The following is a 23,224-nucleotide window of genomic DNA, read 5'->3' on the forward strand; positions in this document are numbered from 1 at the left end:
CAGTAATGCCGTCAGGCATGAAATCTCGGTACCTCATTAGGCTGAACAGAGCATCTGAAATGCCGCTAGGCATGTAACAACAAAGCAGAAGTCAGGTGTGCCTCAGACCCAGCAGTTCGGATGGTTAATTCCGCCCGATATTGATATTCATAGTAGTCCCGATCCGGAACGCTGTTTCCCGGTACTTCGCATTCTCAAAGCTGTTCACCACTTCAACACGGAATGGGAAGCGGATTCCAATGTCCAGGCCGTAGCCGAGTTCGGTGTAGTTTCGGGAATGGGGCGTAGCCAGGTAATGCAGCATGAAGTTTTCCTTGATCCCCATAATCCGGAACCAGGAAATCTGCGTCAGCAAAAACTTGCGGAGCTCGGCCAGTACATGCGCTTCTGCAAACTTGTTAGCAGTTGAATACCTATAGTAGTCCAGCATTCTGAAATTGCTGACCGGATCGCCGAACTGGAAGAAAAAGCGGTTACCTGCAAAATGCTGATAATCCGGAAACTGCAAAGAGTCAGCATTCAGAAATGAACCCACTGCCACCTTGTAGCGCAGCTTACTGCGGATGCCCGTATCAAATCCATGCTGAATGCCGATTTGAACAAAATCATAATTTACATCGCTGCTGAAAATCCCGCTGAACCCTTTTCGATAATTAACCGACAAAATCGGCGAATCATCGTCGTAAAAGGAAGTTTTTCCTCCTTTTATCCGGTACTTCTGCCACGGTTTGTACGATGCAGAAATCCCCAAAGTAAATGCTTGATGCGGCGTCATTTCATAAGATTCAGTTCTCGAATCGGTCGCATTCTCCTCATTAAAGGGGATGTTTGAAGTGAACTCTCGTTTCCGCCAATCGATCCAGTTGTACGAACCCGGATCTCCTACATTACGCAGCGGCTTGCGGTCTGCAAATTCAATATTGGCTTTCAACTCAAAATGCTCATTTTCCCGATCCGTTTTAAAGTCGAGCCGGACAAAGTTTTTCTCGTATATCTTAATGAAATTCTGTTCCAGGAAGAGCGTAGTGAATGTATTCAGCAGCGGATGCATTGGATTTTCGCCGTTGAACTGGGCTACGGTTTGTCCGCTCGAAAGGTTGATCGTAGTACGCTTTCGGGTGTAGTCAACGCCACCAAACACCATTAACTTCTTCCGGGCAAATGAGTAGCGGGTAAGCGCATTGAAAGAAAGTTGCTGCCCCGGGCGCACCGGCTGTTTATTCGAAGAACCGGTTGGATTCGCCCCGTCTTTCGCCTTCTTTGCACCGCCGAAATGATAATGGAGCTTAAAGCCGCCGCCATTCAGGGCCAGTCCCTCTACGGTGTTCACCTGCGCCCCTAAAATCGGACTTACATATTGCAGGTTCAATGGACTATCTTTCCCGAGCTGCCAGCTGGTACCTGTAAGAATATCTCCCACAAAACCTGACCCTCGTTTTCCATTGTTATTATTGTTCTTAGTCGAGTCCGATTTAGTGCTCTTTGAGCCTTTATTCTCGACTTTATTTTCCTGAACTACGATAATGCTGTCCAGCCGCGTATAGCTTTTTACCTCGGCAGTGGTAAGCGGCACAGTCCGGATTGAGTCCCAGAATGCCATTGTGCGGCGCGCCGCCATGGAGTCTACTTCTGTGGAATCCTTGCGGGTGAAATTCATATCAATATCCTCTCCCCTTTCCTCCTTCGCTTTCAGGTCCTGCTTCTCGTATTCCTTCATCAGCTTGCGAAGGTTTTTAGCAGAAAATTCCTTCTGTTTGCTCACCACCTCTTCCAATTTCTGGGTTTTGATTTCGCGGTTGCTCAGCTTGACCTTCTTAGCTTCTTCTTTCTCCCTCTTACCGTCAACCACCACAATATCAGGGCGAAAAGTAGGGTTGACTTTGACATTACTGAAAGATTGAGAAATCACGAAATCGCCTTTTCCTTTCAACCCGTAAATACCTCCTTGAATGTGAAACTGCTGGTTTACAGGCAACCAAACTTCCTGTACCGGACTATATACCTGTTTGATATCAATGGTAAAGCCGGTATTTACGGTTTGCAGGTCGAGACTGTAAATGCTCCATTCGTTTTCAATAATATGGATCGTGCCGCGGTAAACACCTTCACCCCAGGACCGCGGCGTTACTTTGATTTTATTTACCTCAATTCCATTTTCACGAAATGAACCCTGGTACTCAAACTTATAATAGGCAAATGCACGGGGAGACAGCGGGGAAACCGCCTTTACAACTTCCGGCTGATAAAAGCTCGCAAGTAAGTATGCATTCGGATTAGCAAAATCCTTGTCCTGACTGTTCCTGGAAGCAATTACTTTTTGTTTGTAAGAATTTGGCTGTTTGAAGGTTACGATGGAAACACTCTCATTCAAAATCGGAACTCCTTTCTTGAAGTTTGTTTCATTCTCAATCTCCTTTAATTGCTTTTTGTACAAAAATTCCATCGGCAGATCGGTGATCACGACAGAAGATTTGGAATAAGCTTTGGCTGTATAACTATCCACCTGCAGAAGGTGATAGCGGCTTTTCGCGATTGCGCGACGCATGATCGTATAAGCGGGATCTTCGCCTTTGCTGCCAATCCTGACTTCCCCGAGGTTGAGCGCCTGCTCTTCCATGGTGACGTCGAAAGTCTGCATTCCGCTTTCAATGGTAACCGGCTTCATCCCCGTTTTAAAACCCAGATACTGAAAAATCACTTCATAGTAACCCGGTTTCAGATCGAGCTGGTACCTGCCTTCTTCATTGGAAATGGTGCTGATGTTGGTGCCTTTTACCAAAATCCCAGCAAACGGAAGCGGCTCTCCGTTTTTATTCTTGATGATACCTTTGATTCCGGTTGAGGACGAAGGTGTTTGCGAGACAGCCAGACCGGCTGTAAAAATGGTCAGAAAGAATGCGATGAAGTAGTGTTTGAACATAAAATGCGTCCGGTGGTGAGTAAACTGCTTTTAAAAGGCAGATGCTCTTAAATATAATCCGGTTGCATTAAAAAGATTAAACAATTTCAACTTCTGTCAGATATCGGCAAATTCCCAGGCACTCTGATATGCGCCAAGTCCCTCAGCATAAGCGATAAATTCAGTATAAAAAGGCAGGACGGAAAGCGTGGCGCTATCGCCGATCACTACCAATTTTTTGCGCGCCCTTGTCATCGCTACATTCATCCGCCGGATATCGGCCAAAAAGCCAATTTCTCCTTCCGTATTGCTCCGCGTCATGCTGATATACACCACATCGCGCTCCTGCCCCTGGAAGCTGTCAATCGTATTTACTGCAATTCTCGCGAGATAATCGGCGGGAAAACATGCGTGCTGTAATTGTTCTTTGAGAATGTTGATCTGCTCTTTATAGGGAGAGATAATCGCGATCGTCGGGAATTCTGCAGGCGCTACCGTCTTTGCTTTCGAAAGTTCCTCTACCAGCTGTCCCAGATGTTTGAAGAGAAACGCGCCTTCTTCGGGGTTAGTTGAGCTGGTACCCTGCAGTTTTTCATCAAATCCGCAGCCGGCCGTATCAATGAATGCGAGCGGCATATCTCCCGGGAAAAGAGTCCGGTTTGCGACCGATGCATGCGCTTTCAGTTTGTTTTGGTAAAATGTTTTGGATGAAAAACCCATAATGGATTCATTCATCCGGTATTGTTCTTCCAGTAGCACCACAGCCTCGGGATGAAGTGCGACTGACTTTTCGAGCAATGTAGTACTCAGTCCATTGCGTGCAGCTTCTGCCGATTTGATCGTGGGAGGCAGCTGCAAATGGTCACCTGCCAAGACCAGTTTTTCTGCTTTCAAAATCGGGATCCAGCAAGCCGGTTCAAGCGCCTGTCCTGCCTCGTCGATCACCACAGTATGGTAAGTCAGCCCTCTGACAGTATAATGGTTTGCACCCACCAGCGTGGCGGTAACAACCTGTGCTTTACTCAGCAGATCATCCGTAACATACTGTTCAATGCTCGCAACCTCTTTCATAATCTTGTGCGCCTCATCGAACAATGCTTTCCGCTGATCACGCTCTGCTTTCCCAAACTGGCGTTTATACTTGTGCGCCATGTTTTTGTACTCGCCAGCCTGCTTTTTCAGCGCTTTTATGTCTTTGATGCGACTATGACCGGCCATTTTACTATCCAGCGTAAGTGACATCAGCCGCTCCGAAACGCGCACCGGATTTCCTACACGCAACACTTCCATTCCCTCTTCACTCAGCTTTTCACTCAACAGGTCCACCGCAGTATTGCTCGGCGCTACCACCAGTATTTGTTTGCGGTCTTTTAAATACATGGCTTTGATCGCCTGGACCAATGTAGTCGTTTTGCCTGTCCCCGGAGGTCCGTGCACGATCGCCAGCTCGTTTGCCGAAAGGATTTTGTTAACTGCTTCATTTTGGGAGCTGTTGAGTTTAGGTATTTCAACAGGCAATTGATTTGGATTGAAACCCGCCTCTTTTTCACCGGTCAAAACCTCGATCAGCTGTGACTCTTTCCCACTTTCCAGCCGCGTTGCCGCCGTTTTCAATGCATTCTGCATCTCATCGTAGCTGTTGTCATCAAACAGCAGATCAATCCCCAGCTTGCCGTCACGCGACCAGTCGGGCAGCTCGTCGGTTTTCAAAGTAATTTTCAGACGGTTACCGCTTTGGTGAGCAATAATGCCTTCGACCCTATCCTTCTTTGGCTCGTGATTACTGAACAATACAGCGGGCATTCCAAAGCGCAACTGGTGTGGCAAGTCCTGGTGCGTGGTGCGCTCCACTTCCACAGTCAGGTAATCGCCCCGGCTCATTTCATTGCCGCGGATCGCGATCGGGTACCAGGCCAGTCCATTAGCCCGGCGCTCAGAAACCGATGCCATTTCCGTCTGCCGGATATACGCTTGCTTATCTTCCTCCCGCTCAACTTTCAGCAAGTCAAGCAATCTCTTAAAATATTCACTCATAAAATTTTACAAAATCGTAGCCCAACCCTCCTCCATCCTCCCTTTCCTCCATTCTCCCTTCCCGTTCAATGCATCATCCCCGCATCCGCTCCTTCACTTACTTCTACTTTTTCAGTGATAAACCGCCTTCCGATCAGCAAGATAATGAGCGCGGCGGACGCAGAACAAGCCATTGCAGCTACCATCGGGATAAGGGAAGGCACTTCAAACATACTGATCGCAATGGAAATCAATGTCCCCATTCCCATCTGAAATGCACCCATTAATGCGGAGGCGCTGCCTGCATTCTTTGTAAACGGTGCCAGCGAAAGCGCTGCCGCATTCGGGAATGTGTAACCCACGCAGCAAAGAAAGAGGAAAAGAAAAACAAGTGTAGAAGGCAGTGTAAGCAACCCGTTCAATGCCGCCAGCAGGAATGTAATCCCGATAACAACCTGGCAGATCAATGCCGCATTTACCACCTGCTCACTGCTGAACCGCCGCAGAAAAAACGTGTTCAGCTGACTGGAACCAATAAATCCGATGGACAGAAATGCAAAAATCCAGCCGTACACTTTTTCATCGGTGTGAAATACTTCCATAAAAACAATGGGCGAGCCGGACACATAGGCGAACAAACCCGAGAATGCGACCGCGCCTGTGATCGAGTAAGTATAAAATTGCGGCTCGCGGATCACTGCGAGGAAATTTCGCAGAATGGGTTTTGGTTTCAGTGACAGCGTCTTGTCAGGTTGGTAACTGTCGGGCAGCCAGAGAGCAGTGGCGATCAGGATTGCGACGCCCATTCCTGTCAGGATCAAAAACACGGCGTGCCAGCCGAAAACAGCTGTGACATAGCCGCCCAACGTAGGCGCGATCATCGGAGAAACACCTACAACCAGCAGTAAAAGCGAGAATACCTTAGCATTTTCACTCACGGGGAACAGGTCGCGGACCATTGCCACAGATGCAACAGAAGCCGCACAGCTGCCAATAGCCTGTATAACGCGGAACAGGATCAAACCGTCAATACTTGTTGTAAATGCACAGCCGATGGAAGCGAGTACATAAATGATCAAACCGATAAAAAGCGGCTTTTTTCTACCAAAACGATCAAGCAACGGACCGTAAAGTAGCTGCCCCAGCGAGATACCGACAAAAAACCCCGATAATGAAAGCGAGACTTTTGCAGCTGTGGTATTAAGGTCTTTGGCAATGGCGGGAAAGCCCGGCAGGTACATATCGATCGAAAACGGACCGAGTGCGGTGAGACTTCCCAAAATCAGGATCAGGAAGAAGTATGTCTTTTTTGGCATTTGAACTTTGTGGTGTAGCAACCCTGTAACGTGAGGAAATGCGCTGCGGTTCGGAAAGGCGCGCATTTGACATAAAAAATAAGAGGCCCCGGTTTGCCCGAAGCCTCTCTTCCTTTTCCATGCCAATAGATGAATATTATGCTGCGACCCAGTCCAACTTCTGATAAACCTCCCGTGCGCTTTCACTTACCGCATAAGGGACTTTGTTTTTCAGATAAATAATGCATCCCTGATCTTGCTCAATGGGTGCTATTTTAACTACGTCGTCTTTGTGAATGATGATATCGATGAGCTGTTGCCCCAATAACTTAAATGTACCTGACTGTACCATGTTCTTAAATCGAAATTAAATCTTTACGCAACTCCATTTGAAGAGCCCGCTGCCTTCGTGTACACCAAAAAGTAATCTTTTGAGATTGGAAAATAGTCCAGATCATTTCTGTTGCTCGATTGCAGGAATTCAGCAATTTCCTGATGGGCGTCTTTCTCAGTTCTGGCACCTGTTACTGTAAGTACTGCGCCTGGTTTTAGTGTGTCAATTGCGGTGTTACCTAGTGAAGCTACCATATTGATTTTTAGTTGGAGTTGTCTATTGTTTGAAACTGTTTTGCAGCGGTTATTTAAAGAAGCGTGCCAGTTGTGCCAAACAATAACCTGCACCAATGCAGCCGGCGACAACTTTTTACTTTAAGCAGAGAAGAAAAGTTGAAATAAGTAATTGTAAACAAGCAACTTACATGACAGCAAAGAATATTTATAATTTTCTCAAAAAAAATGTAAAATAGCTGCTGGTTGTAGAGGAAATCGTAGAATCGGTCACAGCTTTTTGTTGCGGGATTCGCTACGCTTTGTCCGCGAAAAACTGGAATTCATCCTGTCAATTCTGCACTTCGGTAACCTCCGTTTAGAGGCTGCTTTTTCGATGCGCAACTTTGGTCAAAACAAAGCGTAGAAATGAAAAGCTGCCTCACTCTCCTGTTACTTTTAGCCGCACTCCGGCCCAGCGCACAAACGCTGATTTCCGGCAAGATTACAGATACAAAAGGCACATCCATTCCCGGCGCCAATGTAGTTTTGAAAGGAACTTACAACGGGACTTCTTCTGACAATCAGGGCAAATTCTCCTTCTCTACCGACGAAACCGGCGCGCAGATACTGAGCATACAGGCGCTCGGGTTTAAGACACAGGAGATAAAAATCGAATGTACCGGACAACCTATTGAAAAATCGGTTGCATTGGCGGAAAGCATCAACCAGCTCACTGCGGTTACCATCACAGCAGGCGCGATGGAAGCGAGCGACCAGAAGAAATCGGTGGTACTCAAACCCATTGACATTGTAACTACGTCCGGCGCGATGGGCGATATCACAGCCGCGTTGCTGACCCTGCCCGGAACCTCCACAGTGGGGAACGATGGCCGATTATTCGTCAGGGGCGGCGATGCTTCCGAGACTTCCATCTTCATTGACGGCTTGCAGGTAGGCAATGCATTCGGCAGTACCGCGTCCAATGTACCTACCCGAACGCGTTTCAGCCCGAACCTTTTCAAAGGATCGTTTTTCAGTACCGGCGGTTATTCGGCGGAGTATGGACAGGCACTTTCTTCTGCACTCGCATTGAATACACTCGACCTCCCGTTGCGTAACAAGGGCGATATCAGCATCATGTCACTCGGTGGAGGATATACACAAACGTTGGTGGGCAAGCAAAATGCATTGACCGCCTCGGGCAACTACTACAACCTGGCGCCCTATCAGTCGCTGGTGCGGCAAAATTTTGATTGGGAGAAAAGTCCGCGCAGCTGGGATTCTGAAATTTCACTCCGGCAGAAATGGGGGAATGCAGCAAAAGGTACTTCCGGTTTTGTGAAAGCCTATTTCCACACAGAAGGTAGCCAAATGGTAATCTGGCAGCCTGTTCCCGGCAGCGACAGCCGCGGTGACCGCGTGCAGCTGCATAACCGGTACTCTTACGGTAATTTGTCTTTCAAACATTCCATGCAAAACGGCTGGTTCTTCTACGGAGGAGTTGCCTACTCCCACAATCGCGACGCATTGAAAATCAATCTCGACCCGGTGCGCCAGGTTAACCAGATCGGGCATTCCAAAATCGTAGCTGTAAAGGATTTCTCTCCGCAGTTTTCTTTGAAAAACGGGTTGGAATGGTATATCAAAAGCTATTCGGAAGCATTGCCTGTTGAAAACAGGAAGAGAGGCTATACCGATCAGCAATTCAACCATTTTGCAGAAGCAACTTTTTATTTCAGCAACCGCCTGATTATGGTCGGCGGGCTGAGAAGCGGTTACAGCTCAGAAGCAGGCGAGCCCTGGTTTACGCCTCGCTTTTCGGTTGCTTACAAAGCGGGTCAGGGTCAATTTTCCATTGCGGCAGGCAGGTTTAAACAATTACCAGAAGAGAAATACCGCGTGCGCCAAATGGACCTGAAAAACAGCGCGGCTACGCATTACATTCTCAATTACTTTATCGTCAACAGCAACAGGACCTTCCGAGCAGAAGCGTTTCACAAAAGCTACAATAACCTGATTACATTCCAGGGTACCGGGGCAGATCCGCAGCATATCGCGCAAAATGGCTCCGGGTACGCAAGAGGCGCCGACTTTTTCTACCGCGATCGCAAGAGCATCAAAGGAACTGACTTCTGGATCACATACAGTTTTGTAGATAGCCGAAGAAAGTTTGCTGCTTACCAAACGCGCGTCCAACCTTCATTTGCGCCCAAACACAATGGATCATTGGTAGTCAAACACTTTGTAAGTGCATTGAAATCACAGCTCGGCAGCTCCTGGTCCTGGAACAGCGGCTACCCTTTTGATAACCCGAACTTACCCGATGAAATGCAGCAGAAAACGCGTGGGTACAGCGACCTCAGCCTGAGCTGGAGTTACCTGCCCCGGCCCAACATGATCATCCACTTCGCCTGCTCCAATGTACTCGGCCGCCAGAATGTATTTGGCTATCGGTATGCTTCCTCGCCTGACGAAACAGGCGCATTCGCCAGCTTGCCGGTTGGTCAGGGTGCAAAAAGAATGGCATTCATCGGATTGTTCATTACCCTTTCCAAAGACAAAAGCGCCAACCAGTTAAACAATTTATAGTCACCTTTTTAAAACTGAATCCATGAAAAAGCTATCACTAGTACTCGTCTTGTTACTGTTTGTTTTCGCCGCCAATGCACAGGAAACACCTTATCAGAAAGCAATGAAAAAGGAAATTGACAAGTTAATGAAGGCCGACTCGCTACCACAATTGCAGGAAGCTGCAAACGCATTTGCCCGCATTGCAGCATTGAACCCCAAAGAATGGCAACCTTATTACTACCAGGCGCTCGCTTACACTTACCAGGGACTTACCAGCAGTTTACCAATCGACAAGAAAGATGCGGCGCTGGTGCAGGCTGCGGAATTGACAAAAAAAGCAGACGCTATTTCCTCAAATAATGCTGAAATTGTGACTTTACAGGGTTTTGTAATAATGGCCAGCCTGAGCGCCGACCCTGGCAGCCGCGGACAAACTTTGTCTGCACAGGTGCTGCAAAGCTTTGGAAAAGCACTTTCGATCGACAATCAAAACCCGCGCGCATTGATACTCATGGCACAAATGGAAGCGGGAATGGCGAAGTTCTTTGGATCTGGTCCTGAAAAAGCATGCGGACTGGCGAAGCAAAGCGTGGCCGCGTTTGAAAAACAAGATGAAGAAGCGCTGAAAGCTGCATTGCTGCCTTACTGGGGCAAGAATTTGGCGCAAGGAATGAGCAAAGACTGTCAGTAGCAGGGTTTGCATCACCATATAAATAGTAAGCAAAATGAGTGGCGAAGGCTCGGTTAAAGGATCGAAAGCATTCTGGAATTTCTCACCCGCATTCTTTGCGACCAATGTGCTGATCGCACTGGGTATCATGGTGTCTACCTGTCCTTCCTGTGTGCTGGACGCAGAAAACTGGCGCCGCAGTGCCGACGATTTTCTGATCTCGTTCCTGATGTCGAGCCTGCTCAGCTACGGCGGCTTCCTCTCCGACCGGTACTTCGACAAGCGGCTTCCGTGGATACAGTATCCCTTCAAGCGGCTGGTTGCGGAGTATTCTGCTTACGCCACCTACGTGTTTATAGCCAGCTTCATTGTCATATCCGGGCATTTATTCTTTGTTAAACAAGCTTTTACGCTGGACACAATTCCGTGGGCGAAACTGGTGGGCTACACCAAATTCCCGATGCAGCTTTCTCTTGTGATTTCGTTTTTGCTGATGAGCCGGTCGTTCCTGCTGGAATGGAGAAAAGCGGCGATTGAAACTGAAAAGCTGAAAACAGAGCGTTTTGCGCAGCAGTATCAATCGTTAAAAGACCAGCTGAACCCGCATTTTCTTTTCAATTCACTCAATGTACTGAGCAACCTCGTTTATGAAGATCAGGACACCGCGTCGCGATTTATCCAGCAGCTTTCCCGGATTTACAGATATGTGCTCGATGTGCAGCACGAAGAACTGGTGACGCTGGAACAGGAACTTGATTTTGCCAAGAATTACCTTGCACTTCAAAAGATCAGGTTTGAGGAAAACCTGAGTTATCAGATACGCATTGAAGAGGATCAAAAAGGTTTGCTGCCGCCGCTTTCGCTGCAGTTACTATTGGAGAATGCGATCAAGCACAATATCGCCTCTACTGAAAACCCATTGCGCATTGATATCTATCTCGAAAATGACTTCTTGGTAGTCAAAAACAACTTGCAGCTGAAAAGCCGCATTACTGAGGAATCCACGGGTATTGGATTGTCTAATATCAGCAAAAGGTATGAACTGCTGATGCAGCAGCCTGTTTCGGTACAGAATGAAGCGGGCTATTTTGTGGTGAAACTACCTTTAGTAAAACTTTGACCTCCCGAAATGAAGATCATTATTATAGAAGATGAAAAACCTGCGGCGCGCAGACTTACCCAACTAATTCACGACCGGTTGCCGGAAGCCCGCATTGAAGCTACCCTCGATACAGTCACTTCCGCAGTTTTATGGCTAAAAAATAATGCGCAGCCCGACCTGATTTTCCTGGATATCCAGCTTGCCGACGGGATCAGCTTCGAGATTTTCGAAGAAGTAAAAGTGACCGCGCCGATCATTTTCTGCACTGCATTTGATCAGTATGCGATCAAGGCATTCAAACTCAACAGCATTGATTACCTCCTCAAACCGATCGATCCCGAAGAGCTCAACAATGCATTGGACAAATTCAAATCCGGCCGCAAGGAACCGGCGCTTTCGCTCGAACAGATCAAGCAGCTGCTCGCACCCGCTACGAAAAATTTCAAAACCAGTTTTTTGGTAAAATCAGGCGAGCGCATTCAGACGATCGATGTGGCTGATATTGCATACTTTTTTAGTGAGGATAAAGTAACGTTGCTGCAGACCCGGCAGGGAAAAAAATTCACGATCGATTATACACTGGATGAAGTGGAGGATATGGTTTCTCCCGAACAGTTTTTCAGATTGAACAGGAAATACGTAGCTGCAATTTCCGCTATCAAAGACGTTTTTACCTACTCCAACAGCCGCCTCAAAATTCACCTCGACCAATGCACCGACAACGATATCCTGATCAGCCGCGAGCGAATGGGACAGTTTAAAAACTGGCTCGGACAATAGCTTTCTGGCAAGGCACGGATTTTGAAGTCGTTAACACTTGTAAACAGCGGAAGAAAATTATGAGAGCAATATGGTCCGGGGCCATTGGATTTGGCCTGGTGAATATCCCCGTCAAACTTTTTAGCGCCACACAAGGCAGCGAGCTCGACCTCGATATGCTGGATAAGCACGACCACGCTAACATCAAATACCAGCGTGTGAACGCAAACACTGGTCGGGAAGTGGAATGGGCCGATATCGTAAAAGGATATAAAGTAGAAGACGATTATGTGGTTCTCGATGACAAGGATTTCGAAAAAGCCAGTCCCGAGAAGACCAAGATCATCGAGATCGCCGAGTTTGTAAACGAAAAGGATATTGACAGTATATACTACGAAACACCCTACTATTTACAGCCGGAAAAATCGGGAGTGAAACCTTATGCATTGCTCCGCGACGCATTGAAAAAGACAGGCAAAGCCGGATTGGGCAGCTACGTTTTGCGGAACCGCGAAAGTCTGGTACTGATCAAAGCGGCAGGTGATTTGTTGATTTTGAACAAAATCCGTTTTGCTGACGAAATTCGGGATACAGAAGATCTCGTGGTACCCGACGTGACGATCAAGCCCGCAGAAATGGCAATGGCGGTACAGCTGATCGATCAGCTCACTACGGACTTTGACATTTCCAGGTACAAGGATACTTACCATGAGAACCTGCTGAAACTGATCATGGCGAAAGCCAAAGGCAAGAAAGCAGCCGCACCGAAAATGAAGATTGTGCATTCGAAGAGCAAGGATTTGATGGCCCAGCTGAAAGAAAGTCTGGCAGCGCCGAAACGAAAAGCATCTTGATATGAAAAAGAAAGCGGAGCTAACCCACCTGGACAAGATATACTGGCCCGACGAACAGATCACGAAAGGCGAGCTGCTGGAATATTACAGTAATATCAGTCCGTACATTCTGCCTTACCTGAAAAACCGCGCACTTTCCATGCGGCGCCAACCCAATGGCGTAAAAGATGAAGGATTTTTCCAGAAAGATGTGGGCGACTCCGCACCGGATTGGGTGAAAACGGAGGCAATTCATTCGGAGTCGACGGACAAGATGGTCAACTACATTGTGTGCAACGATGTGGAAACTTTGCTGTATGTGGCCAATAAAGGCTGCATTGAGATGAACCCCTGGAACTCGACGATCAACAAGCTGGAATATCCCGACTACATTGTAATGGACATTGACCCGTCGGATAAAAACACATTTGACGAGGTAATCGAAGTAGCGCAGGCGATCAAAGAGATCCTCGACCAGATCAATGTGGAAGGTTACTGCAAAACTTCCGGATCGAGCGGGCTGCATGTTTACATTCCATTTAACAAAAAATACAATTACGACGAAGCCAGGAGCTTCTCTGAAATATTGGCGAGCATGGTTACTGAAATGCTGCCGAAACTGACTACACTGGAAAGATCCTTGTCGAAAAGGAAAAAGAACCAGATCTATGTCGATTACCTGCAAAACCGGATCGGGCAGACACTTGCTTGTGCGTACAGTGCGCGTCCAAAACCCGGCGCTACGGTTTCCGCACCGCTGGAATGGAGCGAAGTGAAGGCTGGCTTGCACATTGGAGATTTCACGATCAAGAACATCTTGAAGCGGGTTGAAGAAAAAGGCGACCTTTTTAAAGGTGTGCTCGGCAAAGGCATTGATATGAGCAAAGCGCTTGAAAAGCTGGAAGCTATCCAGGCACCGTAATAGCCGCATTCAGCCGTATTTATTAGGAGTTAAGATGATGTAATCTTTAATTTTAGTGCTTCAACTTAACCTCTAAGAACAATGACCTTCAAATCTGCGGGATTTGCAACCTACCCTTTGACCTTACTTTTTGCCGCCTTGCTGCTGCTCGCGGGCTGTAATTCCAGGAACGAGCAAGCCGGAACTGATTCCGATTCTACGACCCGGCCGGTGGTGATCGGATATGTAGGCGGCTTTCACGGCCTACTTAATACCGAAAATATTCAGGCCAAAAAGCTGACGCACATCAACTATGCATTTGTGGATGTTAAACAAGGGAAGGCTTTTTTGACCAATGAAAAAACAGATACCACCAATTTCAGGAAACTGAATTTACTCAAAACCCAAAATCCTGATCTTAAAATCCTGATCTCCATTGGCGGGTGGGCTTGGAGTGAGAATTTTTCAGATGCAGTTCTGACCGATTCCGCAAGAAAAACTTTTGCGGCAAGCTCGGTGGACATCATCAGAAAACACAAGCTGGACGGTGTGGATATTGATTGGGAATACCCCGCTATCCCGGGTGAAGAAGGAAATGTGTACCGCCCGGAAGACAAGCAGAATTACACACTGATGTTTGAAGCGATCAGAAAGGAACTTGACGCACTTGAAAAAGAAACAGGTGAAAAGAAGCTGCTCACTACTGCGACTGCCGGATTTGTTTCTTTTTTGAATACCACAGAAATGGGTAAAGCTACGAAATACCTCGATTATGTGAATTTGATGACTTACGATCTCTTTCAGGGCGATACCGTCGTACACCACGGAAGTTTGTACCAAAGCGACAAATACAAAGCCGCTCACTCGGTTGACAAAGCTGTGAAAGCATTTCACGCCGCCGGCGTTCCGATGAACAAACTGGTAGTTGGCCTGCCGTTTTACAGCCGGATATTTACGGTAGCGAAGCTGGAAAATGGAATGGGGCAAAAACAGACCAAGCAGGAATATTATAAGGGTTATACCTTTTTAAAAGATAGCCTGGTGAACCAGCAAGGCTTCAAAGCAATGCGCGATGATGTGGCAAAAGCGCCTTACCTGGTCAATGACAAAACCGGCCAGTTCATCAGTTACGATGATGAAGAATCAATCCGTGATAAATGCAAGTATGTGCTGGACAACAAACTGGCAGGCGTCATGTTCTGGGAATACGATTCCGATCCAAAAAACTACCTGTTGAACGAGATTGATAAGGTTCTAAAATAGCGCACTTCGACTGCCCGGTAGCCCGGTACGCTCAGTGTAACAACTAGAAAAGGGTTAGCTTCTGTATTTCGTGGTACCCTGCTTTTAGCTCGCCCGTCCGGAAAAGGTTTACGAATTCGTGGGCCTTTCTGGTGGGTTCGGGCAGCCGGTGCTTGCGGAGGCACTTTAATGCAATTGCAAGACTGTCTTCCAGGCTCATTTTATGTCCGGGCGAAATGAAAACGGGCTTTACCTTATCCTTACTTCTCAGCACGTAGCCGATTTTCTCTGCCTGGTCGATCAGCCAGGAGTACTCGCCCATTCTTTCGCCTGGTTCCTGGTAAACGCCCGTCAGCTTTTTCTTTGCGCAGCCCATTGTGGTGGTGCCTGTCAAAACCCCAAAATGAGATGCGATCCCCATTCTTTTTTTGTGAATAATACCATTTCCGTCAAACATCACCACGTCCGGCTTCACCGGGATTTGCTCGTAAACCTGCAACAACGCGGGGATTTCACGAAAGGCTAGATAGCCCGGCACGTACGGAAAAGTCGTGCTGCTTTTCACCAGAGAATAGGAAATCGGTTGGAGATCGGGATAGGTAAGTATTACCATTCCTGCGTAAACAGTCTCACTGTAAAGTGAAAGCGAGATATCAGCACCTGCAATAGTCCGCACCGGTGTTTGCATCGGATCCAGGTTGAGGTACTTGCTCAGCTCCATCTGAATTGCAGTTGCCTCAGCCATTGTAAGCTGGTCATAATTAGACTGCGCCGTATGAACAATCTGGTTCAGTGAATCTGGCATGATATTCGTTGTTTGGCTAAAAAGAATTTAGCAAACTAAAAAATCAGACCATCTTCAATGGAGCACGCCACCGTTAAGCGCAAATGGGCAAACTGGAAGTTTATCATATTCGTAATCATCCTTATAGCCGTTTTCATCAAATTTTTTGTCATCGACGATCACGATGAAAATGCGCCTGTCGTTGTGGCGCTTGACCTGTCGCAGGTTGCTTTTCGCAGTGAGCAGGAAGTGGAGGCTATTCTCGGGCCGGGCAAGCTGGACAGCTACTTTGCAGATGCCAAAGCGGGCTGTGAAAAATGCCCGAAGAGAATATACCGTGAAGGTAAAATCGAGATCATTTTTATCAATGAAATAGCCGACCGCATTGTACTGCGTGACCTGTCCGACTACGACTTTGAAAACCGGGTTATCCTTGGTTTGCTAAACCTCAAAGAGAATATCGATCCGAAGGTGGATGACGACGAGATCAAGCGATGGGTGAATTATGAAAAGTACACGGAGATCGCAGCATTCTCTGCCAAAGGCGATCTTGACTACATCCTGATCAAGTGTAAGACGGAATAACTCTTCTTCGTCCAAGAACATACCCCCGCGCATTTCCGGCGCGGGGTACAAAATTGTGCTTTTCCAATATCTCTTAACAGTATGCCAAGCAGGCAATTACGCTGACATTAACGGCTGCACCACCAGCTCGAAAAGAACTAAACTGTTCATCAACAGCACCAACCGCTCAAAATACCATTAGCTCATTCATTGAATAAATTTCATGCTATATCCCTCAACGGATTTACATTTGCACTTACAAATAAAACAAAGGCAAGAAATTAATATTCAGAGCTATGAAAAATCAGATCACAACTTTCGCATTTGCACTCACATTGTGCAGTAGTATCGCTTTTGCAGATAACAATCTTGAAGTAAAAGCCGACGCCAAAACTGCATTGCCCGCCGCTATGCCGGTGCTAGAAACACCAGCTCCGCAAAACGGCAAAACTGTTAACGAATACAACAAGTACACGCCTGCTCAGAAAGCTGCCATTGTGGAGCTTAAAGTGGCAAAATAGATTGAAATAAGTTAAGGTGAAATTGAGATTTAAAAAGGAGAACACTAGCTTCTCCTTTTTTTGTGCCCGGTCAGATCACCGCCAACGGTGCGCCGCTGTCGGCAGACTCTCCGCTTCGCCGCTTTTCCAGGCTCAGATTACTGAGGAGTAAGAGCAGAAGCCCAGCCCCGAACTGGATATAAGCAAAGTACATCAGCACACCAGACCAGCTCAGTTCTTTCAGAAAGAACTCTTTGTAAAGCAGCAGTCCGACACTGCCGAGATACCCGATACTTTCGCAGATGTACACAAAATAACCTGCATTGGCGCGGATCCGGTAGAGCGCGATCATCCGGTCGAAGAATACGGTTTGTAATATCGTATATGCCAGAAACAAGCCCATTCCCACAAATAACATCCAGTAAAAGCTGCTAATCAGTTTTTGCGAGAACAGAAAAGTCGACAAGCCGATCATCAGCATACCTGCAAACAGAATCAAATTGGTTGCGCGGAATCCGGCGAGGTTATCCTTGATAAAGCCAAGTGAGCCGATAATGACAAGTACAACCAGACCTGTTATCATTTCTGTTTGTGTCAAAACGCTGCTTACCCAGCCTGCATCGATCTCGTTCCAGATTTCGATCATGAAATTGTCCCGGAAATCACGCACTACTACCAGCGATGCATAGAAAATGACCATGCAAAGAACAGGAAAGCCAAATTGCCGCATGACCTGCCTTTTGTCCGACTGCGTCATCGGCAACCTTTCGGTACGCAATGCAATGTCCTCTGCATTTGGCGCGGGAATAATGGAAAGCATCCAGACGAACATCAGAAAAAGCGGCAGAAATAATCCACCCATCAATGCAGGCATCCAGAATTCAGATACTAGCGGAAAGATCGTGTGTATCTCAATGTAGGTCGTTTTCAGAATTCCGGAAGCGACAACGACGCTGATATTCAACCCCATTGAAAGCATTTCTGTAAACCGCCTGCCTTCCAGAAAGCTGAACACAACTCCCCACACCATACCCAGCGGGAGCCCATTCATAAACAGGAAAACGAAATTATAAGGATGCGGAACAAGACCAAACAACAGCAGGGCAATCTCAGCAATGACGATGAGGCTGATCACAAAAGCAATTCGCCTCCCGGGTGTTAGTTCAGAAATAATGCGGATACCTATGAATTTTGAGATCGTGTAGCCGGCAACCTGTGCAATGATCAGCACTGATTTGTAGCTCAGATCACCCAGCTCCAATCCATTGTACAGACCTGCACTAAATGGCTTCCTGAATGCGTACATGCAGAAGTAAGAACCGAAAGAGGCGATGATGGCCCAAAGAATGAACAGGAAGTTAGATCGGGCAAGTACTTCTTTCAATCGCATAATCCGTCTTTTTTAGTCAAGCTACACCTGACGCTTTTTTCAATGCGTTCTCAACTATTTGCAAAGCTTCGGTCAGCTGCTCGCGGGTAATTGTGAGCGGTGGCGAGAGTTGCAGCACATTCCCCTGTGAAACTTTGAAGCTCAACCCGTTTCCCAAACATTCATACATCACCTGCTCCGCCTCTTTCACGGCTTTTTCCTTGGTTACCCTGTCGGTCACCAGCTCAATGCCCCACAATAGCCCTATCCCGCGCACATCACCGATTAATGGATATTTTTCTTTCAATTGCGCGAGTGCGGCCGACACAAATTGTTCGTCCTCCCGCACTTTTTCCAAAATCCTTTCCTGCCCGATATATTCCAGCATAGCCAGTCCGGCCACGCTGCCCAACGGACTTTTTTCGTGCGTAAAATGACCCAGTGAAACACTTTGCGCTACATTATAACCGTCTCTCGCCACGATCGCCGCCATTGGCATGATACCGCCGCCGAGCCCCTTTCCAAGACAAACTATATCAGGCTCGATACCATAATGTTCGAATGCAAACATTTTCCCGGTGCGGCCGAATGCAATCGGGATCTCGTCAAGGATCAGGAGCACTTTGTGTTTAGTACAAATTTCCCGGACACGCTGCCAGTAAGCTTGGGAAGGAATTTGCACGTCGGTATTCCGGATCGTCTCAATGAGAAATGCGCCGATATCGCCTTCTTTTTCAATTACATATTCGAGGTAATCCGCATACGCCAGATCCCCGCTCCCGGCAGCTGCGAACGGCCCGCGGTAGGTCATCGGAGGCGGAATGCGTTCTACACCGGGCAGCATCGGGCCCATGTCTTTCCGGAAATCCAGCTCTCCTCCGACAGAAATAGCGTCCAGCGAAGCCCCATGAAATGAATCCCAGAGGGAGATCACCTTATGCTTTCCGGTAACAATGCGCGCGAGTTTCAGCGCCATGCTGATCGCCGATGTACCGCCAGGTGCGAATAGTACGCGGTTCAAATCACCTGGCATTAAATCGCCCAGCTTTTTGGCCAGCTCGATTGCCGGCACATTGGTGTAGCGCCGCGGTGAAAAAGGAAGAATGTCAAGCTGCGCCTTGACTTTTTCAACGATATAAGGATTACGGTAGCCAAGCTGATGCACATTGTTACCGTGAAAATCCATATACCTTTTACCCTGAATATCAGTAATGTAAATACCTTCACAGGAAGCCAGTACGTCAAGACAGGGTGTTGACAATGATTGATGCAAAAAGTGCGCTTCGTCTTCATTGAGCCAGGAAACAGTCTCAGGATCTTTGATCAACGCGTACCAGTCGCTGCGGGCAGAGGATAGATTGATATCGCCTTCTGTTCGGTTATTCGCTTCGGCCATTTAGCAGGTGTCAGTTTGGATTGGGTTATTTTACAAACAACTTGTCTGCCGGGATAAGCTGCTTCGTAACACCCGGACCTTTGTAGAATGCGTCGAGCCAAAAGCCTCCGCCATTGTTATAAAAATCGACGCGGATCGGGTGCTTGCCGGCTTGCAGCTCAATGGAGCCCGATTCTTCCTGCACGCCGTGATTTCCATCATTGTTAACGACTTCTTTGCCGCCAACAAAGAGCTTGCTGCCATCGTCAGACTGTGTGGAGAATGTATATTTTCCAGCTTTATCAATCTGAATAAAACCTTCAAAGCGGACAGCGAAACTTTCATTTCCATCTTTAAAGAGTTTAGTGATCTGGGTTTTGTCCAATGCAAATTCAAGACTTGTCCAGCTGCTGCCCTTTTGTATTTTGGTAAAATCAGGCAACTTTTTCAATTCTTTTCCCGGGTAAAATGTCGTGGTCAGCCCGTTGCTTTTGCCTGAACTCACCACCCTGAAATAACCAGTCGCACGCTGACTGGGGTTGCCTTTCTGATCGAATGTACGCGCTTTTACTACCGTGGTTTTTGCTAATGTAAGTTCCTTATCAAAAACAGGGGAAGACTGAGTTGGCTCTGTGCCGTCGAGGGTATATCTGGTTACACCATTCGCCGCTTTTGTTTCGATTTTCACAACCGGTTTTTGGTCAATAAAAAGTCCGCCTGCTTGTGCGTACAAGTTTCTGTCAGGGTAAATAACCGGCGCTTCGACCGTCTTTTCACCAAGCCAAAGGTTTTTTGGCTCCTGCATTCCTTCGAAAACAGGCTTCACCGGCCGCCCGATCCAGGCATAAGGTTGCTCAATACCCAATGCAAATGCAATCGTCGCCGCGAGATCGTAGGTATATACCTGTTGTGCGATCTGGTAACCCTTTTTGATTCCTTTACCATAAAACACCCCGGCGATTTCAGCCTCCTGCGGAGTTGCGCCGCCGTGCCCATAGCCAATCCCGCCGTGATCCGACCAGAGGATAACCAGCGTTTTCTCTTTCATTCCGGCTTCATCAATCCCTTTCAAAACTTCGCCGATCAGCGAATCGGCTTTGACGACCGATTTGTAGTACTCCTGAGAACCGTGACCGCCGTGGTGGCCAGCGTGGTCCACATGGTCAAAATGCACAAAACCCAATACCGGCTTTTTGCTTTTGATATACCTGATGAAATCTGTCGCTGTGGAATCCTCTGTGGAGAAATGCTTATCGTAGTTCAGCGCATTCTTTTGAAACAATCTTCCAAATCCTTCCCAGTGATATACGGTACCGATTTCTGCATCGGGCCTGGCTTTGCGGAGTATGCTGAAAATGGTTGGAAAACGTCCGTCTGCTTCATTCACGATAGCAGGTAAGGTGTGGTCGTCCATTTCCCAGTCATTATTGATAATCCCGTGCTGCTCGGGTCCGGTGCCCATGATCATCGAAGCCCAGTTCTGGCTGCTTGCAGAGGTAAGCACCGTGCGTACATTCCACTTCACAGCACCGCCCGAGATCATTTGATCAATGAATGGCGTTTCCGCTTTTTTGATCCCGTCGGGACTCAGTCCATCTACACCGATCACAATCACGTGCTCGATACCAGCCGGACCTTCCTCGTTCTTCCGAAACGAGCTAAAAAGGATCAATGCGGCAAAAAGGAGTAACAATGCCCTGAACGCGTTCATGGTTTGAATAAGGGTTTAGGAAAATTAAAAAAGGTATATTGTTTAGTTAAGGGGCGCGTAAGTACCGCCTACTACCTCATCGCACAAACCGAAAGAAAGTGTCATTCCATTGCCGCCAAGTCCGTTGATGATCGTCACGCCGCTCTCCGGCTGCAACACGATTTCGGTCTGGCCGTTTGTCACTTTTGGATAGATCCCGTGCCACGTCTGAGATACTTTGGGTGATTTGAACTGTGCGAAAGTGCCCAGGTAATCAAGGATCATGGTATTGATAAATTCTCTGTCAAAAGGATCGAATGTAAGTGCGTACTCGTGCGAATCGCCTACTGTAATTTCACCCAGACCGTTTTGAGAAGCCATCACGTGAATGCCCCATTTCAGGTATTCTGCATATTCGCTTTCGTATCGTGCCCTCAGTCCCGACAATGAAGGCGCTGCTTTGAAACCGTGGTAATGGATCAGTGACAAGCCCCCGCACAGAGCCGGACCGATTTTCCAGTTATCCAGCTGGGCTTCCAGCCGCAGCATCTGCAGTTTACATTTGGTCAAAGGTGCGGCACTGAAATGTTCAGGATACAGGGTTTCAAAATCCTGCCCGCTGCAAACATATATCTCGTCAGCCGACCAGCTTTTTGTACCTGAAAAAACCTGCGGATACTCCACTTTGGAAATGGCTGTGTTCCAGATAAAGGTAACACCCAGTGCTGCATTCAGGTAACCTGGTATCGCAGCAATCGCTTCGCGCGGGTCTACGATCATCTCGTCGGCAGAATACAGGGAGCCCAACAACTGCTTTCCATTCACTGCGGGCGATTTTTCCAGGGTTGCGGCCGCATTGAGGTACTGAACCGGGCGATAGCTGCTTATTTCAGCAAATTGCTGTAATACTTCGTTTTCGTCATGATGGTACGCCATGTGCAGGCTTCCACCTTCGTAAGACCAGCACCCAGCCCCGGCAAGCACGTCTTTCCAGATCCTTTTCGCGTGCAATGCGCGTTCGTAAAGCTTTCCTTCTGGCTGACCAATCGGCCACACCATCCCAAAGTTCCGGATAGATGCACCAACCGCCTTACTCGATCTTTCAATAACAGTTACCTGATAGCCGCGGGTAGCAAGCGCCCTGGCGGTAGCAAGCCCGACAATACCCGCTCCGATTACAATCGCAGATTTATTCATTTCGAAATTGACTAACTGATTAAACCGGTCAGGCCAGTGAATGTGTGCGCGAGATGATTTTAACCACGTCTGCTATATCATCAATGACGTGCGTGGGATTATAAGGAAGCAGCTCCTCGCGGGTAAATGCGCCGGTAGTAACCCCGATCACATATTTGCAGCCCGCATTGATTCCTTCGTTGATATCTACTTCGGTATCACCTACTTTGGCTACCTGCGCGGCAGAGGTGATGTTCAGTTCAGAAATTATTTTATTGATCATATCCGGAAACGGCCGACCGGATTGTACTTCGTCACTTGCTACGAGCATATCTATCTTCTTTGCCCACCCCAGTCTTTCCACAATCACTTCTGCGATATCTCTGGAGAATCCGGTATTGAGTGCGATTTTGATCCCTTCTGAACGGAGGGTTTTAAAAGTTTCCTCCACATTTGGAAGCGGCGCGAGCTCCTGGGTTGTGCTGTAAAAGCGGATCATTTCATCGACAAAACGCGTATGAATTTGACCGATCAGTTCTTCTGTAATCTTGGTTTGATCAGACTCTTGTACTTCAAGCATCATTCTGATCGCAAGCGGCTTTTCATAACCCATTAATGGATTAATATCCTGAATGCTGATGTCGTATCCCTGCGATTTCATTGCTTCCTGAAAGGCAATCCCTACGAAATTCTTGTCCCTGACCGTCGTTCCGGCCATATCAAAAACAACTAGCTCTATCATTACTTCTTTTATAATTGGTGAAACTAAGATGCATTTGTAAAGTAAGATTTAACTAATCACTTCAATCGCATATACTCAAAAGCGTGCGGACAGCTGTTTAAAAAGCGGCAACCACTTCGTGCAAGAACATTCCAATCATTGCATTGACGCGGTATCAGCTGGCATTTGTTTCACAAAACTAGAAAAAAGA

At 47.4% G+C, this 23,224-nt stretch carries 20 protein-coding genes; 9 read left to right on the forward strand and 11 right to left on the reverse strand.

The window, feature by feature from the left end:
* Positions 1-124: 124 nt before the first annotated feature.
* From Q369_RS0125805 to Q369_RS0125825, 5 genes are all read right to left on the reverse strand, one after another.
* The gene (locus Q369_RS0125805) at positions 125-2,920 is read right to left on the reverse strand and encodes a DUF5686 and carboxypeptidase regulatory-like domain-containing protein (protein WP_031530604.1); all 2,796 of its coding nucleotides are present in this window, start codon (positions 2,918-2,920) and stop codon (positions 125-127) included.
* Between the two features lie 96 nt (positions 2,921-3,016).
* On the reverse strand, positions 3,017-4,933 hold the full coding sequence (locus tag Q369_RS0125810; protein ID WP_031530605.1) for an AAA domain-containing protein: 1,917 nt from the start codon (positions 4,931-4,933) through the stop codon (positions 3,017-3,019).
* A gap of 65 nt (positions 4,934-4,998) precedes the next feature.
* The gene (locus Q369_RS0125815; protein ID WP_031530606.1) at positions 4,999-6,228 is read right to left on the reverse strand and encodes a multidrug effflux MFS transporter; all 1,230 of its coding nucleotides are present in this window, start codon (positions 6,226-6,228) and stop codon (positions 4,999-5,001) included.
* Positions 6,229-6,364: 136 nt separating this feature from the next.
* Positions 6,365-6,559: a hypothetical protein gene (locus tag Q369_RS0125820; RefSeq protein ID WP_031530607.1), complete on the reverse strand. Its 195-nt coding sequence runs from the start codon at positions 6,557-6,559 to the stop codon at positions 6,365-6,367.
* A 23-nt stretch (positions 6,560-6,582) separates the two neighbouring features.
* On the reverse strand, positions 6,583-6,795 hold the full coding sequence (locus Q369_RS0125825; RefSeq protein ID WP_031530608.1) for a hypothetical protein: 213 nt from the start codon (positions 6,793-6,795) through the stop codon (positions 6,583-6,585).
* Positions 6,796-7,182: 387 nt separating this feature from the next.
* Between Q369_RS0125825 and Q369_RS0125835 the strand changes: the two genes are divergently transcribed.
* The 7 genes from Q369_RS0125835 to Q369_RS0125865 all read left to right on the forward strand — a co-directional run bounded on the left by Q369_RS0125835 (position 7,183) and on the right by Q369_RS0125865 (position 14,855).
* Complete coding sequence (locus Q369_RS0125835; protein WP_031530609.1) at positions 7,183-9,345, forward strand: TonB-dependent receptor; 2,163 nt, start codon at positions 7,183-7,185, stop codon at positions 9,343-9,345.
* A 22-nt stretch (positions 9,346-9,367) separates the two neighbouring features.
* Complete coding sequence (locus Q369_RS0125840; RefSeq protein WP_031530610.1) at positions 9,368-10,018, forward strand: hypothetical protein; 651 nt, start codon at positions 9,368-9,370, stop codon at positions 10,016-10,018.
* Positions 10,019-10,052: 34 nt separating this feature from the next.
* A complete protein-coding gene (locus Q369_RS0125845; protein WP_229206953.1) occupies positions 10,053-11,117 on the forward strand; it encodes a sensor histidine kinase in 1,065 nt (354 codons plus the stop codon).
* A gap of 9 nt (positions 11,118-11,126) precedes the next feature.
* Entirely contained in the window at positions 11,127-11,879 is a 753-nt protein-coding gene (locus Q369_RS0125850; protein WP_031530612.1) for a LytR/AlgR family response regulator transcription factor, read from the forward strand.
* 59 nt (positions 11,880-11,938) lie between these two features.
* The gene (gene ku, locus Q369_RS0125855; protein ID WP_031530613.1) at positions 11,939-12,712 is read left to right on the forward strand and encodes a non-homologous end joining protein Ku; all 774 of its coding nucleotides are present in this window, start codon (positions 11,939-11,941) and stop codon (positions 12,710-12,712) included.
* 1 nt (position 12,713) lies between these two features.
* On the forward strand, positions 12,714-13,613 hold the full coding sequence (ligD, locus tag Q369_RS0125860; RefSeq protein ID WP_031530614.1) for a non-homologous end-joining DNA ligase: 900 nt from the start codon (positions 12,714-12,716) through the stop codon (positions 13,611-13,613).
* A gap of 81 nt (positions 13,614-13,694) precedes the next feature.
* Positions 13,695-14,855, forward strand: coding sequence for a glycoside hydrolase family 18 protein (locus Q369_RS0125865; RefSeq protein ID WP_031530615.1), 1,161 nt, complete (start codon positions 13,695-13,697; stop codon positions 14,853-14,855).
* Positions 14,856-14,898: 43 nt separating this feature from the next.
* Here the strand turns inward: Q369_RS0125865 and nfi are convergent, their stop codons facing one another.
* Positions 14,899-15,639 carry a deoxyribonuclease V gene (gene nfi, locus Q369_RS0125870; RefSeq protein ID WP_031530616.1) on the reverse strand — a complete coding sequence of 247 codons (741 nt, stop codon included), beginning with the start codon at positions 15,637-15,639 and terminating at the stop codon, positions 14,899-14,901.
* 57 nt (positions 15,640-15,696) lie between these two features.
* Between nfi and Q369_RS0125875 the strand changes: the two genes are divergently transcribed.
* Both Q369_RS0125875 and Q369_RS0125880 read left to right on the forward strand, forming a co-directional pair.
* Positions 15,697-16,203, forward strand: coding sequence for a hypothetical protein (locus Q369_RS0125875; RefSeq protein WP_051664293.1), 507 nt, complete (start codon positions 15,697-15,699; stop codon positions 16,201-16,203).
* Positions 16,204-16,478: 275 nt separating this feature from the next.
* Positions 16,479-16,703 (forward strand): hypothetical protein, encoded by a 225-nt coding sequence (locus Q369_RS0125880; RefSeq protein WP_031530618.1) that lies wholly within the window; start codon positions 16,479-16,481, stop codon positions 16,701-16,703.
* Between the two features lie 70 nt (positions 16,704-16,773).
* Here the strand turns inward: Q369_RS0125880 and Q369_RS0125885 are convergent, their stop codons facing one another.
* The 5 genes from Q369_RS0125885 to Q369_RS0125905 are packed head-to-tail and all read right to left on the reverse strand — an operon-like array spanning position 16,774 to position 23,034.
* Entirely contained in the window at positions 16,774-18,072 is a 1,299-nt protein-coding gene (locus Q369_RS0125885) for a DUF5690 family protein (RefSeq protein ID WP_031530619.1), read from the reverse strand.
* Positions 18,073-18,088: 16 nt separating this feature from the next.
* On the reverse strand, positions 18,089-19,447 hold the full coding sequence (locus Q369_RS0125890; protein ID WP_031530620.1) for an aspartate aminotransferase family protein: 1,359 nt from the start codon (positions 19,445-19,447) through the stop codon (positions 18,089-18,091).
* A gap of 25 nt (positions 19,448-19,472) precedes the next feature.
* Positions 19,473-21,137 carry an alkaline phosphatase family protein gene (locus tag Q369_RS0125895; RefSeq protein WP_031530621.1) on the reverse strand — a complete coding sequence of 555 codons (1,665 nt, stop codon included), beginning with the start codon at positions 21,135-21,137 and terminating at the stop codon, positions 19,473-19,475.
* 42 nt (positions 21,138-21,179) lie between these two features.
* On the reverse strand, positions 21,180-22,313 hold the full coding sequence (locus Q369_RS0125900) for a TIGR03364 family FAD-dependent oxidoreductase (protein WP_031530622.1): 1,134 nt from the start codon (positions 22,311-22,313) through the stop codon (positions 21,180-21,182).
* Between the two features lie 28 nt (positions 22,314-22,341).
* On the reverse strand, positions 22,342-23,034 hold the full coding sequence (locus Q369_RS0125905; RefSeq protein ID WP_031530623.1) for an HAD-IA family hydrolase: 693 nt from the start codon (positions 23,032-23,034) through the stop codon (positions 22,342-22,344).
* Between the last annotated feature and the right edge of the window lie 190 nt (positions 23,035-23,224).

This window comes from Dyadobacter crusticola DSM 16708, assembly GCF_000701505.1.
In the GTDB taxonomy this organism is placed as follows: Bacteria; Bacteroidota; Bacteroidia; order Cytophagales; family Spirosomataceae; genus Dyadobacter; species Dyadobacter crusticola.

Excerpts from the sequence above, each read along its gene's own strand:
- Q369_RS0125805 (WP_031530604.1), bottom strand. The coding sequence starts at position 2,920 with ATGTTCAAACACTACTTCATCGCATTCTTTCTGACCATTTTTACAGCC.
- Q369_RS0125810 (WP_031530605.1), bottom strand. The coding sequence starts at position 4,933 with ATGAGTGAATATTTTAAGAGATTGCTTGACTTGCTGAAAGTTGAGCGG.
- Q369_RS0125815 (WP_031530606.1), bottom strand. The coding sequence starts at position 6,228 with ATGCCAAAAAAGACATACTTCTTCCTGATCCTGATTTTGGGAAGTCTC.
- Q369_RS0125820 (WP_031530607.1), bottom strand. The coding sequence starts at position 6,559 with ATGGTACAGTCAGGTACATTTAAGTTATTGGGGCAACAGCTCATCGAT.
- Q369_RS0125825 (WP_031530608.1), bottom strand. The coding sequence starts at position 6,795 with ATGGTAGCTTCACTAGGTAACACCGCAATTGACACACTAAAACCAGGC.
- Q369_RS0125835 (WP_031530609.1), top strand. The coding sequence starts at position 7,183 with ATGAAAAGCTGCCTCACTCTCCTGTTACTTTTAGCCGCACTCCGGCCC.
- Q369_RS0125840 (WP_031530610.1), top strand. The coding sequence starts at position 9,368 with ATGAAAAAGCTATCACTAGTACTCGTCTTGTTACTGTTTGTTTTCGCC.
- Q369_RS0125845 (WP_229206953.1), top strand. The coding sequence starts at position 10,053 with ATGAGTGGCGAAGGCTCGGTTAAAGGATCGAAAGCATTCTGGAATTTC.
- Q369_RS0125850 (WP_031530612.1), top strand. The coding sequence starts at position 11,127 with ATGAAGATCATTATTATAGAAGATGAAAAACCTGCGGCGCGCAGACTT.
- ku (WP_031530613.1), top strand. The coding sequence starts at position 11,939 with ATGAGAGCAATATGGTCCGGGGCCATTGGATTTGGCCTGGTGAATATC.
- ligD (WP_031530614.1), top strand. The coding sequence starts at position 12,714 with ATGAAAAAGAAAGCGGAGCTAACCCACCTGGACAAGATATACTGGCCC.
- Q369_RS0125865 (WP_031530615.1), top strand. The coding sequence starts at position 13,695 with ATGACCTTCAAATCTGCGGGATTTGCAACCTACCCTTTGACCTTACTT.
- nfi (WP_031530616.1), bottom strand. The coding sequence starts at position 15,639 with ATGCCAGATTCACTGAACCAGATTGTTCATACGGCGCAGTCTAATTAT.
- Q369_RS0125875 (WP_051664293.1), top strand. The coding sequence starts at position 15,697 with ATGGAGCACGCCACCGTTAAGCGCAAATGGGCAAACTGGAAGTTTATC.
- Q369_RS0125880 (WP_031530618.1), top strand. The coding sequence starts at position 16,479 with ATGAAAAATCAGATCACAACTTTCGCATTTGCACTCACATTGTGCAGT.
- Q369_RS0125885 (WP_031530619.1), bottom strand. The coding sequence starts at position 18,072 with ATGCGATTGAAAGAAGTACTTGCCCGATCTAACTTCCTGTTCATTCTT.
- Q369_RS0125890 (WP_031530620.1), bottom strand. The coding sequence starts at position 19,447 with ATGGCCGAAGCGAATAACCGAACAGAAGGCGATATCAATCTATCCTCT.
- Q369_RS0125895 (WP_031530621.1), bottom strand. The coding sequence starts at position 21,137 with ATGAACGCGTTCAGGGCATTGTTACTCCTTTTTGCCGCATTGATCCTT.
- Q369_RS0125900 (WP_031530622.1), bottom strand. The coding sequence starts at position 22,313 with ATGAATAAATCTGCGATTGTAATCGGAGCGGGTATTGTCGGGCTTGCT.
- Q369_RS0125905 (WP_031530623.1), bottom strand. The coding sequence starts at position 23,034 with ATGATAGAGCTAGTTGTTTTTGATATGGCCGGAACGACGGTCAGGGAC.